The following is a 12,722-nucleotide window of genomic DNA, read 5'->3' as shown; positions in this document are numbered from 1 at the left end:
CGTGTGCTGCGGCGGCTGGAAAGGAACATATGCAGCAACTGCAGGGCATGGACGCGAGTTTCGTCGCGCTCGAGACGCGCAATTCGCCGATGCATATCGGCTCCATCCTCATCTACGATCCCAGTACCGCGCCCGGGGGTTTCGTACGCTTCAAGGACATTCTCGGCTTCATCGAAAGCCGGCTGCAACTCTCCACGACCATGCGGCAACGCCTCGTTCGCGTGCCCTTCGATCTCGACTATCCCTACTGGATAGAGGATCCCGATTTCGACCTGGAATACCATGTGCGGCACGTCGCCCTGCCCGCGCCGGGCGATTGGCGCCAGCTGTGCATCCAGGCAGCCCGCGTTTTCGCCCGCCCGCTCGACCTCAGCCGCCCGCCGTGGGAAATTACGGTCGTCGAAGGGCTCGATGGCGTCGAGGGCGTGAAGAAGGGCAGCTATGCCTACATCACCAAGGTCCATCACGCCGCAATCGATGGCATGAGCGGGATCGACCTGATGGAGGCGACGCACACGCTGCGCCCCGACCAGCCACCGCCCGAAACGCCGGACAACTGGAAGCCTGAGAAGGTCCCCAACCCGGTTGAACTGCTGGGCAAGAGCTATTTCAACGCCATCACCAATCCGCTCAAGCAATTGGAAGTTGCCGCCAAGGCTGCACCCGGCCTCGCCAAGGCGTTGAAGGGACTGGCTGCGAAGGATTTCGATGTCTCGAGCGAGATGATCGCCCCCAAGACGCGGTTCAACAAGAAGATCTCTCCCCACCGCGTCGTCGAAGGGGTCAGCGTCCCGCTGGCGGAGATCAAGTCGATCCGGACCGCCGCCGAAGGCGCCAAGGTCAACGACGTCTTCCTTGCCATCATCGGCGGGGCGATGCGGCGTTACCTCGACGACAAGGGCGAACTGCCCAAGAAAACGCTCACCGCGATGGCGCCTATCTCGGTCCGCTCGTCGAGCGAAAAAGACACGATGGGCAACCAGGTCGCGGCCATGATTGCGCCGCTCGGCACCCACATCGCAGATCCGATCGAGCGCCTCGAGTGGGTCCACAATCGCACGAAGAATTCCAAGGCCATGACCGATGCGCTGGGCGCGCGGAACATGACGGAGATGAGCAAGGCGAGCCCGGCGCTGTTCATGGCCCTCGGCGCGCAGCTTTACAGCCGCCTCAGCCTCGCCAATCGCGGTGTGGGGCCGATCTTCACGACAGTCGTGACCAATGTCCCCGGACCGCCCATCCCGATTTATTCCGCCGGCGCGAAAATGCAGAGCATGATGGGGCTGCTTTGCCTTACCGATGGTCTCGGCCTCGGCCATGTCGTGCAGTCCTATACCGATGAAGCGACAATCGCTTTCACTGCCGACCGCGAAATGATGCCCGATCCGGAATTCTACGTGCAGTGTATCCGCGATTCCTACGAAGAGCTGCGCGATGCCGCCAAGGGTGGTGCAGAGGCCGCTCCAGCGAAGAAGCCTTCGGCGAAGAAACCTGCAACAAAGAAGCCCGCCGCCAAGAGGCGGACACCGGCCAAGAAGGCCGCAACGACAACGAGAAAGGCGCCCGCCAAGAAGGGCACCAAAAGGGTCGCCAGCCGTTCAAAGGCTGCCCCGAAAGGGAAAGGAACAACCAAATCGTGACACAAGCAACCGCCGCACGGGTCGACGCGCGTCCTCCCAGTCGCATCCTGGCGCTGGCCGAACCTGGCCGCGCCATGGGAGAGTTGGCCAGCTTTTATGCCCTGCGCCCCTTCATGAGCCTGCTTCCGCGCGGAGACGGGCATGGCGTATTGGTGCTGCCAGGCTTCATGGCGTCGGACTATTCAACCGGACCGCTGCGCCGCCTGCTGTGCGACCTTGGATATGATTGTGCCGGCTGGAACCTTGGGCGCAATATCAAGGTGGACCAGGCCCGCATCGAGGCGATGCTGGGATGTGTGGATGAAGTCTACGAGCGTACCGGCCGCCCGATCAGCATCGTCGGGTGGAGCCTTGGCGGCGTGTTCGCGCGCGAACTGGCCAAGTTGGCGCCAGAGAAGGTCCGTCAGGTCATCAGCCTCGGCAGCCCGATCTCCGATGATCGCAACCACACCAATGCCCGGCGCCTGTTCGAATACCTCAACGGCAAGGAGCCTGAGGTGATGAAGGGCGACAACTTCAAGAAGCTCGCCGAAGCGCCGCCGGTACCGACCACCTCCATTCTCACGCGTACGGACGGTGTCGTCCACTGGCGCGGTTCGGTGCAGGAAGGCGACCGCGAGGATTGCGAGAACATCGAAGTGCTCGCCAGCCATTGCGGCCTCGGCGTCAATCCGGCCGCCGTCTATGCGATCGCCGACCGCCTCGCCCAGAAGGAAGGCGGGTGGAAGCCGTTCAACGCCCCCCTATGGGCACGGATCGTCTTCCCCCAACGCTCGCTTCACTGAGGCCTGCAGCAGCCTAGAAGGCCTTGCGGATATCGATGCCGAGATAGCGTCCGACCGGATCGATCCGTTCGGGCGCAAAGGCATCCGGCACTTCGCCGTTTTCGTCCAGCACCTCGCGCTGGGCGTCGAACACGTTGTCGACCACGAAAGCGAGCCGGAGGCCCTTCATCCAGCCTTCGTCCTTCTTGAAGATTTCGCCGAGATTGGCGAACAGACGCATGTCGAACGTGGCCAGATCGCCGAAGAATAGGTCGCTCGATCCCGGGGTGTCGCCGCCCAGCAGCGTCGCCTCGCCCGTATAGCGGCCGGACAGGCGCAGGCCGTAGCCCTGCCAGAACAGGCCTGCCTCCAAGCGCGAAGTATGCTCCGAAATCGCGCCGCCCTGCAGGACATCGCCCGCAAGCTGGTCGAACAAGGGACCACCCTCGGCCAGTAATACTTCGTTTTCGAGCGCGATATTGTGATTGAGGCTGAGGAAGTAACGCGGACGGGTGTCGTTCGAATTGCCACCGAACATCCGGCCGAAGCCACCTCCGCCGCGGCGCTCTCCGGATTGCTGGCCTTCACCGTCGGCCGAGGCCGAGCACATGCGCTCGCGCATCGTCTTCACTTTCTCGGGATCGATCTCGCCGTTTTCCCCGCGCAGACGGGCGAGCACCTGTTCCGGCAGACCATCGAGCTGCGGCGGGTCGGCGCAGATAGCCGTGCGCATGGCAGCGAATTCTTCGCTACGCCGCTCGGCATCCTCGCCGCAGAACCGCGCGCGGGCAGCAGCGATCTTCTCCGGGTCAGGATTGCCGTTTTCGTCGAGCAGCCGTGAACGGAACATCTCCGGGACGCCGGACAGGTCAGGCATCTCGCCTTCGGGCGTCTTGCAGAAGGTCTCGCGCATGGTCTCCATCCTTGCCGGATCGAAACCGCCACCGCTTCGCCCGCTGCGTCCGGCAGCGGCCGGGGGACCACCTCGACCGCGCTCGCCGCGCTCGGACCGTTCGGGTGCCTTGCCGATCTGGCCACGCGCGTTGAGGCCGAAAGACACGATCCTGCTGCGCGTTTCGTATAGCGTCAAAGGACGACGATCGATCGCGAGCAAGTCACCGGCCAGATCGCGCGTGACGCGATCGGGAAACGCCTCTTCGAAAGCAGCGCTGAAGCCCGGCGTAGCCGTGACATCGCGCGAACGGTTGATGCCGTAATCGACCTGGAACCGGGCATTTTCCCAAAACGGCAATTCCCAGTTACCGGTGAATTTCCAGTCGGCTTGCGTTTCTTCGGCCAGGTCGGGATTGCCGCCGGTGATCAGCGTCGCAAGCACGGTTTCGCCGCTCGCATAGTCGAACACGGGGACATTGAACTCATCGATGCGCGGATCGCCAAGGCTGGCGAGACCGGGTGCGACTTCGCGCCATATGCGCGTGGCACTGAAGCCGAGCGTGTCCGTCGGCCTCCAATTGATGCCTGCACTCCAGTTCGCGAGGGTTCCGAAATCCGAAAGATCCTCGAACCCGGAGCTGAAATTGAGGCTCACGCCGCCAATGGCACCCCAGTGACCGCCGCGCTCCGAAATCGGGATGGAAACATTCGTCCCGCCGTTGAACCTGCGCCGCGTAAGCTCGGTTTCGAAATCGGTCCTTGTGTCGTCGCTCGCGAGACGAACCCAGTCCAGCCCGTAGTCAACCGTCACGCTCACATCGCCTGCCGGCAGGCTGATCGGATAGCCAGTCAGGGTCAGAGCATTGTCCAGCCGCCAGGTGCGGTTGTTCGCCACGTCAAAACCGCTGCCGTCGAAACTGTCGATTTCGGTGCGGGAGTCCGTGAAGACCGAATTATTCGTAAAGACCGCGTTCCAGTCGCCCAGCGGCCGCGAAACCGTGCCGCCGACCGAAACCGTATCAATATCGCTGCGTCGTTCGAGCGGCACGATGCCGTCGCTCGACAGCCCAGAGAGGCTTCGGCTTTCCGAATGGTTCACCGTTCCGTTCAGGCTGAGCGACAGGCCGGATTCCTGGAAAGCCCGCGCATAGTTGATCGTGCCCTCGGCGCTCATCGTATCCGGCCGCAGGCTGCGGAATGCGGCTTCGCCCGGCGCACCGTTTGCGACAGTCAGACCCCGTTCCGCCTCGGTGAGCAGGCTGGAATCCTCAATGTCGACATTGATGTTGAAGCGCCCCTTCTCGCCGATCCGCAGAAAGGTGAGTTCCTGCTCGTTGCGCGTGAAGCCGCCGCTTTCGGGCCCCTCGTATTCGACTTCGGCGGTCACGCTGCGGAAGTCGGGTTTGAGGAGGATGTTCACGACCCGCTGGTCCGGTGAATAGCCGAACCGCTGTGCGGTCTCCTCCGGGAAGACCTCGACCTTGCGGATCGCTTCGGGCGGATAGCTGCGGAATTCGCGCCAGCTCGACACGCGGATACCGTTGATGAGGAAGACGGGACGGCCGCCTCCACGTCCGCCGCGAGCGCCGCTACCGGTAGCAGGTTCGATGGCGGCGATTACGTCGGCGATCGAACTCGCGCCGAACGAGGCGATGTCCGCCTCGTCGAACTCTGCAATCGGTTTCTCCTCGACGAAGAGCTGGCCCCGGAGGCGGGTGCCCTCCACGACGATGGTATCATTCGCGGCCGGAGGCACGCTTGCCTCGATCTCATCGGGATCGGGCAGAGATTGCGGCTCCTGCTCGTCTGCTGCAGCGATTACCGGCATGCCGGCCAGGACAAGCGCAAGCACACTCGCGGATTGGCGGGAACGTAAATTTATCAAAGACTAATCCTGTCTGGTCATTCCGCCCAAATCCCTTCCGGGGCATAGAGCGCTCGCAATGTCGATCAAACAGCCACTGTGTATCGGTTTGTCGCGTGACTACGTCTTGAACGCTTAATGCCTAAAGCTTCCCTTTTATCCCGCCTGCCGCTATGGGCGCGCGACACAAACCGATGAACTGCATTTTTGACTAAGGATACGAATGGCCAAGGAAGAACTTCTCGAAATGCGCGGGCGCGTTGTGGAGCTGCTGCCCAATGCTATGTTCCGCGTCGAGCTCGAGAACGGCCATGAGGTGCTCGGCCACACGGCAGGCAAGATGCGCAAGAACCGCATTCGCGTGCTGGTGGGCGACGAGGTGCTGTGCGAACTGACGCCTTACGATCTGACCAAGGCGCGCATCACCTACCGCTTCATGCCCGGACGTGGCGGCCCCGGCCCGCAATAAGCCGTCGTGGGCAAGCCCACTCTCATACTAGCATCCGCCAGCCCGCGCCGCCGCGAACTGATCGCGCGGCTCGGCCTGACGCCCGATGCCATCGCCCCTGCCGATATCGACGAAACGCCCGCCAAGGGCGAGTTCCCGCGCGACTATGCCAAGCGCATGGCCCGTGAGAAGGCCGAGGCTGCCGCTTCGGACGCAGGCTTCGTGCTGGCCGGGGACACTGTGGTTGCAGCCGGTCGCCGGATCCTGCCCAAGGCGGAGGACGAGGCAACGGCGCGGGAATGCCTGGCGCTGTTGTCGGGCCGCCGCCACCGCGTCCTGTCGGCGATCGCCTTGCGCGCACCCGACGGCGCGCTGCGCGAACGGCTCAGCGAAACGATCGTGATGTTCAAGCGCCTCTCCGCAGAAGAGATCGACGCCTATATCGCCAGCGGCGAATGGGACGGCAAGGCCGGGGGCTATGCCATCCAGGGCTTTGCCGAGGGGCTGATCTCGCGCATCCAGGGTAGCCACTCGGGCGTAGTCGGGCTGCCGCTCTACGAGACACGGGCGCTGCTGAAAGCGGCGGGCTTCGCAATTGCCTGATTGGCTGGTCGAGGAAGGGATCGGCGAGACGCGCGCGATCCTGCTCGACGGCGATACGGTAATTGCAGCGAAATGCCGCTGGCACGGCGAACTTCATGCAGGCCAGCACGTCTCTGCCAAGCTTGCCACTAAACGCGGGACACGCGGCACCGGACTGCTCGAGGACGGGCGCGAAATCCTTCTCGACAAGTTGCCGGGCGATGCGAGCGAGGGATCGACGATAGCCTGCGTCATCATCCGCGCCGCGATGACCGAGCGAGGACGTTACAAGCTGCCCGCAGCGCGTCCGGTCGAGGCGATGCAAAACCCAGCACCCGACGTGTTCTCCAGCGCCAAGGTCGTTCACCGCTTCCCCGCAGGAAGCTGGGAAGAAATCTGGGAAGCGGCTTCGAGCGGCCAGATCGAATTCGATGGCGGCTCGATATTGCTCTGCGTCACTCCGGCGATGACGCTCATCGACATCGATGGCGACCTCCCACCACGCGAACTTGCCTTGAGAGCGGTCCCGGCGATCGCCGCCGCCTTGAGGCAGTTCGATCTTGGCGGTTCCATCGGGATCGATTTCCCGACCCTGGAAGCCAAGGCGGATCGCAAGGCGATCGACACAGCCCTCGACGAGGCATTGGACGACTGGCCGCACGAAAGGACCGCCATGAACGGCTTCGGCTTCGTCCAGCTGATCGCGCGGTTGGAGGGGCCTTCGCTACTGCACCGCTTTGCCACCTCCCGCACCGGCATGGTGGCCCGCATGGCGATCCGCAGGGCCGAGCGCGTCGAAGGGGCTGGGACCACGCTTCTGACCATCCATCCCGCCCTCAAGGCGAAGCTCAAGCCGGAATGGATTGCAGAGCTGGAGCGCCGCACAGGTCGCTGGGTGAGGATAGAGACCGACCCGGGCCTTGCCATCGAGAGGGCCGCTGCCCAAATCGTTGCCCATGACTAGCAAGAACCGTCCCTGCCCGATCTGCAAGAAGCCGCGCACGCAGGAACACGCGCCTTTCTGTTCCTCGCGCTGCCGCGACCGCGACCTGTCGAAATGGTTCGGCGATGGGTATGCCGTGCCCGGACGACCCGCCTTGCCCGAAGAAATCGCCGCAGAAGTGGTCGGCGGCAAGGAAGAGTGAATTTCCCCCCTTGCCAAGGCGCGCCAGCTTCGCCATAGGCGCGCTCTCATTGCTCACGGGGCTGGTTTAAGCCTCTTTTGCCGAAGCAGTGTGCCCGGGTAGCTCAGTGGTAGAGCAGACGACTGAAAATCGTCGTGTCGGTGGTTCGACTCCGCCCCTGGGCACCACCTTCTCACTCAGACAGATGATCCTCCACTGTTTGGGCAAGCTCGCCCAGTGCGGAGAGATCGCGCGGCCTTCGCAATGTGTAGACCGGTGTGAGAGCAACGATCTGCGCCGCCATATGCGCCTGCTTGACCCAGCCATTCAGTGCTTCGAGCATCTCCGGGCGATAGACCGTTCCGGCCAGCACGGCTTGCATTGCCCGGTGGCCGTCCAGCCTCTCGATGTCGATCCGATCGCCCTCGGCCAGTACGAATATCGCGGCAAGCGGCAGTGGGGTAGCCCCGCCATGATGATCCGGCGCGCTGAGATGGAACTTGTCGTCGCGGAAGTAATCGCGCTGGATGATGCGCTCTTCCCAGCCGAAAGCCTCAATCGCGTTGCGCCAAAGCTTGATTCGCGCGCTCGCAGGATGGACGCGTGTGCCTTCGGATTGCGCATCGATCCGGCTCAGGTCATCAGATACCAGCGCCCAGCCCCACGCCAGCATCGCTGCCGCTGTCGTGCTCTTCCCCAAGCCTGCCCCGCCGCAGAACATTATGGCTTGGCCGTCCTTTTCGACCACGCTCCCATGCCACATGGCCAACCCGCGCTTGTATCCCAGTGCGCCCCACGCGCTGCCGAGGGTAAACAGGCGCAATTCGAACTCTTGGGCATGGGCGTCAGGATAAATGCGGATCGTGTGTCCGCCCGCGATTTCCCAAACCCCGGTGCCGTCGATAGCGAATCGGATCACATCGCCTTCGATGATTGTTCCGTCCGCCTCGCTGCACCCGGGCATGGAGGCGTCGGAGAGGATGATCCTCACGTCGCCACCCTCGCCACCTGCAAAATCCTGCCATTCGGGCAGCGCCAGGTCGGACGCAACCGCGAGTCCGGAGTGGAAGTAGTGTCGAGGCGCCGCCATGGGTTGCCTTGCTGCCTCTCACAGGACGATGCCGCAAGCCTTTGGTCATCCAGAGCGGGGTATGATTGCGTCCCCCTTCCATTCGCGGTAAAGGCGCAGGCTCGACGCCCCGGGGCAATCGGACCAACGCCGATCGCACTGCCGGGGCGGCAGTTTTTTGAGCGCGAAGGAAAATCCGCCCATGTCACGTCGCCGCCAGATCTACGAAGGCAAGGCCAAGATCCTTTACGAAGGTCCCGAACCCGGCACGATCATCCAGTACTTCAAGGATGACGCGACCGCCTTCAACGCAGAGAAGAAGGGCACCATCAACGGCAAGGGCGTGATCAACAATCGCATCAGCGAATATGTCTTCACGCGCCTTTCGCATATCGGCATTCCGACGCACTTCATTCGCCGCCTCAATATGCGCGAACAGCTGGTCCGCCAGGTCGAGATCATCCCCCTCGAAGTCGTCGTGCGCAATGTGGCTGCGGGATCGCTGTCCAAGCGCCTCGGCATCGAGGAAGGCGAGGTGCTGCCGCACACGCTGATCGAATATTGCTACAAGGATGACGGCCTTGGCGATCCCAAGGTTTCGGAAGAGGAAATCGCCTGCTTCAACTGGTGCAGCCACGAAGAGATGCAGGACATGTCGAGCATGGCGATCCGCATCAACGATTTCCTGAGCGGCATGTTCAGCGCCATCGACATCCGCCTCGTCGACTTCAAGTTGGAATTCGGCCGCATCTGGGACGGCGATTTCAGTCGTGTGATCCTGGCCGATGAAATCAGCCCCGACGGGTGCCGCCTGTGGGATATCAACACCGGCGAAAAGCTCGACAAGGACCGGTTCCGCCGCGACCTTGGCGGTGAAAGCGAAGCCTATCAGGAAGTCGCGCGTCGTCTCGGCCTGCTGCAGAATGAAGACAATGGCCCTGGCGAAGTGCTCGACATGAACGCCCATCGCGGCCGTCTGCGCACGCCGGCAAAGCCGGCCAAGAAATAGTCGCTCAGACCACGTAGCTCAGCGTTATGCCGCTCGGCCCGATTGCGTAGGCGCAGTCGGGCATGTGGTCGCCGTCGACCTGTACCGGCGTTACGCAGCGATCGAATTCGATCCTGCGGCACGAACGGATCTCGGCAATGCCAAGCTTCGCCACCGGCAGGCGCAGCATCACCGCAAGGCTGAGCGCAATCGTGCCCATGCGGGTGGAGCGTTTGAGCGTAATCAGCTCGACCGAGTCTGCTGCCAGCGCCGCCTCCGGGCTGACCTGGAACGGACCGGCATAAAGCGCCGCGTGGCTTACGATGGCGGCTTCCGCTTCGTATTCGAACGGCTGACCATTCGCCAACTCACCGCGAATGGTCATCGTATCGCGCGGCCAGTCGCGCATCTGCTGCGCCAGCGCAACGACATAGGCATAGCGACCGATCCGCTGCTTCAGCTTGCCGTCGACGCGCGCCACAGCATGACTGTCCGGGCCGATGGACAGGCACGACACGATCGGCATCTCGCCCAAACGGTACAGGGGCGATTGCACCCATGTATCCCGGCCCCGCTCCCATGCAGCACGCAAGTCGGCAGCGAAGGCCGCAGGCTTGCGCGCATAGCCCAGTTCCCGCGCGACAAGATTGATCGTTCCCGAAGGCGCGACGCACAGCGGCGTCTCCCCTGCCCTTTCCGCCAAAGCCTGAACTGTATCGCGCAAAGTGCCGTCACCGCCGTGCACGCAAACCAGATCGGCCGAACCTGACAACTGCGCACCTTCTGCCGTGGTCGGCATGGGCGTCACGACGAAGCCTTGCCCCTCCAGCGCGCCGACGAGAGCGTCGAGATGCGACTGGCTGAAACTGCCCGAAACGGGGTTGTAGACGAGATCGAGCGCAGCCATCGGATCGCATTTAGGCATCTGCACGATCCTGCGCCACGAAAAAGGGCCGGAAGGTCATCCCTCCCGGCCCCAATTCCATCGCTTATCGCGTCGCTCAGTAGTCGAAACGAACCGACAGGCCAATCACGCGCGGATCGTTCACGAACGCGGTGTTGTTGTTGAAGTCGATACCGCCCTTCACATTGTCCGCATCGGTGATGTTGCGGGCGAAGAGAGCCACTTCGAACGTGCCGTCCTGCTTGGCATAACCGACGCGCAGACCGCCTTCGATCTGGTTGTCGACGACATATTCCGCGCTGTCGTAGAGGAAGAAGCTGGTTTCACCCTGATACGTCCAGTCGGTGTAGGCGAAGAGTTCGCCGACATTGCCCAGCGGGAACGCATAGCGCGCGGTCAGATCGGCAATCCATTCGGGCGCGTTGGGGAACGGGTTGCCGTCCACCAGCGCACGGTCGGTGCCCGACAGGTTCACGATCGGGTCGAGCACGGTGCACTGCGCACAAATGCCGACTGCCAGGTTCTCGTCGCGGATTTCGGTGTTGTTGTAACTGGCACCGGCCGTCACGAGGAAGTTCGGGGTGATCTGGAACGCGCTGTCCAGTTCGAAGCCCCAGCCGCGACCGTCTGCCGCATTGACCAGCTGCACCAGGTTTCCGGCACCGCCGACCGCAGAGAACTGCGGGTCTTCGATGTTGTAGAAGTACGCAGCACCGTTCAGGCGCACGCGGCGATCGGCCAGTTCCGACTTGAAGCCGACTTCGTAGCTCATGATCTTCTCGCTCGTCGCGATCGACGGCGGAGCGAAGAATGCCACGTCGCGGCCCTGGATCGTCGGGGCGCGGAAACCGCTTGCAACGCGGGCATAGACGCTCGCATCGGCAGTGAGGTCCACGAACGCCGCCAGGTCCCAGCTGAGACGCTCGTCGGACACTTCGCGAGCCTGCGGATCGGCCGCATCACGCACGAAGAACGCCTTGTCGTCTTCGGTGTAACGCAGGCCGCCGGTCAGCTTGATCGTGTCGGTCAGCTGCGAGGTAACCTGGCCGAATACCGCCCAGCTTTCGTTGGTGTGGTTGACCGTAACGGAAGGCGGGAAGTCGAACCCGACCGTCGTCACGTCGAAGTCGCTGTCGAAGTAGAAACCGCCGACCTGCCAGTTGAGAGCGCCGCCGCCATTGCTGGCGAGACGGACTTCCTGCGTGAACTGGTCGAGTTCGATCGAATCCTGCGTATCGGACGGGAACGGGATGAAGCCCGGGCCCGAAACCGGCAGGAATGCTGCACCGAAACCGCCATCGATGTCGCCGCGGCTGGAACCTTCGCTGTCAGCCCAGCTGGTGATCGAGGTGAAGGTGGCGAAGTCTGCTTCGTAATCGACCTTACCGGTGATGATCTCGGCCTTGTACTGCGCCTGGTTACCGGCGCCAGCATCGTAGAACACGGTGTCGCGGTCGTAATTCTCGTTGAGATCGTTGTCGCCGGGGCCGAGGATGTTGGCGCGGAACAGCGTCGAGGTGCCGTCAAGGTCGCGAATCGAGTAACTGCCCAGGATCGACAGGCGATCGCTCGGCGTAAGCAGGATCTGCGCGCGGCCTGCGATGTCGGTGTAGGCACCGTATACGTCCTCTTCACCGGTAAAGCCGTTGTCGACCCAGTTGTCACGCTGCTGCCACATGCCCGACAGGCGGACCGAGGCGAGACCAGGGGCGACCGGAATGGTCACGCCGCCATCGATGGCTACCGAGCCGAAGCTGCCGTAGCTGGCCGAGCCGGTCACTGCGAAATCGTCGCCCGGCTTCACGGTGTCGATCTTGACGATGCCGGCCGGCGTGTTGCGGCCGAACAGCGTGCCCTGCGGGCCGCGGAGCACTTCGACGCGCTCGACGTCGAAGATCGGGAAGCTCTTGAGCGTTACGTTTTCATGGACGACATCGTCCATGACGACCGAAACGGGCTGCGAAGCTGCAAGGTCAAAATCGGTGTTGCCGAGACCACGGATATAGAAACGCGGCGCCGCACGGCCGTTGGAGCTTTCGACGAACAGGCCCGGGACATGGGCCGACAGCGCGGTGATATCGGCACCGGCGTCGAAGATGCTGCGGGTCGCGTCGGCCGACAGGGTGGCGGCGGACACAGGCACCTGCTGCAGGTTTTCCTCGCGGCGGTTGGCGGTGACGACGATCATGTCGAGCTGGCCGTTATCGGCCTCTTCGGCACCGGTTGCTTCGGTGTCGGAGCTGTCGACGTCCTGCGCCAGAGCGGGCTGCGCGAATGCGAAGGCCAGCGTGCTGGCAGAGAGAAGGCGGAGAGTAAGGGAGCGGTCAATCATGGGGATGATCCTTTTGGCCCAGCGCTTGCCGGCGCGGGTTGGTGGGATGGAGAAAGGGAATTGACCGGGCGCCATTAGCCCATGCGGGAGCGAATTGGAGTCGCAAAAGCGCA

Annotated in this window: 11 protein-coding genes and 1 tRNA gene; 8 read left to right on the top strand and 4 right to left on the bottom strand. The window is 63.0% G+C overall.

Annotated features, from left to right (window positions below):
* Nucleotides 1-29 precede the first annotated feature (29 nt).
* Nucleotides 30-1,640 carry a WS/DGAT/MGAT family O-acyltransferase gene (locus tag BM173_RS12340; RefSeq protein WP_090482228.1) on the top strand — a complete coding sequence of 537 codons (1,611 nt, stop codon included), beginning with the start codon at nucleotides 30-32 and terminating at the stop codon, nucleotides 1,638-1,640.
* The gene (locus tag BM173_RS12335; RefSeq protein WP_245755884.1) at nucleotides 1,637-2,425 is read left to right on the top strand and encodes an esterase/lipase family protein; all 789 of its coding nucleotides are present in this window, start codon (nucleotides 1,637-1,639) and stop codon (nucleotides 2,423-2,425) included. The genes BM173_RS12340 and BM173_RS12335 overlap by 4 nt, the downstream gene beginning before the upstream one ends.
* Nucleotides 2,426-2,438: 13 nt before the next feature.
* Here BM173_RS12335 and BM173_RS12330 read toward each other — a convergent pair whose 3' ends face one another.
* On the bottom strand, nucleotides 2,439-5,126 hold the full coding sequence (locus BM173_RS12330) for a TonB-dependent receptor (RefSeq protein WP_177201899.1): 2,688 nt from the start codon (nucleotides 5,124-5,126) through the stop codon (nucleotides 2,439-2,441).
* 259 nt (nucleotides 5,127-5,385) lie between these two features.
* Here BM173_RS12330 and infA point away from each other — a divergent pair, with 259 nt between their 5' ends.
* From infA to BM173_RS12305, 5 genes are all read left to right on the top strand, one after another.
* The gene (infA, locus tag BM173_RS12325) at nucleotides 5,386-5,631 is read left to right on the top strand and encodes a translation initiation factor IF-1 (RefSeq protein ID WP_007163491.1); all 246 of its coding nucleotides are present in this window, start codon (nucleotides 5,386-5,388) and stop codon (nucleotides 5,629-5,631) included.
* A gap of 6 nt (nucleotides 5,632-5,637) precedes the next feature.
* Nucleotides 5,638-6,213, top strand: a complete 576-nt coding sequence (locus BM173_RS12320; protein ID WP_090482222.1) for a Maf family protein — start codon at nucleotides 5,638-5,640, stop codon at nucleotides 6,211-6,213.
* A complete protein-coding gene (locus BM173_RS12315) occupies nucleotides 6,206-7,156 on the top strand; it encodes a ribonuclease E/G family protein (protein ID WP_090482219.1) in 951 nt (316 codons plus the stop codon). The genes BM173_RS12320 and BM173_RS12315 overlap by 8 nt, the downstream gene beginning before the upstream one ends.
* On the top strand, nucleotides 7,149-7,337 hold the full coding sequence (gene yacG / locus BM173_RS12310; protein ID WP_090482216.1) for a DNA gyrase inhibitor YacG: 189 nt from the start codon (nucleotides 7,149-7,151) through the stop codon (nucleotides 7,335-7,337). The genes BM173_RS12315 and yacG overlap by 8 nt, the downstream gene beginning before the upstream one ends.
* Before the next feature lie 92 nt (nucleotides 7,338-7,429).
* Nucleotides 7,430-7,504, top strand: a tRNA-Phe gene (locus BM173_RS12305).
* A 5-nt stretch (nucleotides 7,505-7,509) separates the two neighbouring features.
* Here the strand turns inward: BM173_RS12305 and BM173_RS12300 are convergent.
* Nucleotides 7,510-8,406 carry a phosphoenolpyruvate carboxykinase (ATP) gene (locus BM173_RS12300; protein ID WP_090482213.1) on the bottom strand — a complete coding sequence of 299 codons (897 nt, stop codon included), beginning with the start codon at nucleotides 8,404-8,406 and terminating at the stop codon, nucleotides 7,510-7,512.
* A gap of 181 nt (nucleotides 8,407-8,587) precedes the next feature.
* Here BM173_RS12300 and purC point away from each other — a divergent pair, with 181 nt between their 5' ends.
* Complete coding sequence (purC, locus tag BM173_RS12295) at nucleotides 8,588-9,394, top strand: phosphoribosylaminoimidazolesuccinocarboxamide synthase (protein WP_090482785.1); 807 nt, start codon at nucleotides 8,588-8,590, stop codon at nucleotides 9,392-9,394.
* A gap of 4 nt (nucleotides 9,395-9,398) precedes the next feature.
* Here the strand turns inward: purC and BM173_RS12290 are convergent, their stop codons facing one another.
* Nucleotides 9,399-10,280, bottom strand: a complete 882-nt coding sequence (locus BM173_RS12290; protein ID WP_090482782.1) for a diacylglycerol/lipid kinase family protein — start codon at nucleotides 10,278-10,280, stop codon at nucleotides 9,399-9,401.
* A gap of 94 nt (nucleotides 10,281-10,374) precedes the next feature.
* Complete coding sequence (locus BM173_RS12285; protein WP_090482779.1) at nucleotides 10,375-12,609, bottom strand: TonB-dependent receptor; 2,235 nt, start codon at nucleotides 12,607-12,609, stop codon at nucleotides 10,375-10,377.
* Nucleotides 12,610-12,722 lie beyond the last annotated feature (113 nt).

The organism is Qipengyuania nanhaisediminis, from assembly GCF_900115585.1.
Taxonomy (GTDB): domain Bacteria; phylum Pseudomonadota; class Alphaproteobacteria; order Sphingomonadales; family Sphingomonadaceae; genus Qipengyuania; species Qipengyuania nanhaisediminis.
The sequence above is the reverse complement of the archived record's forward strand: the minus strand, read 5'-3'. Positions and strand labels throughout refer to the sequence as shown.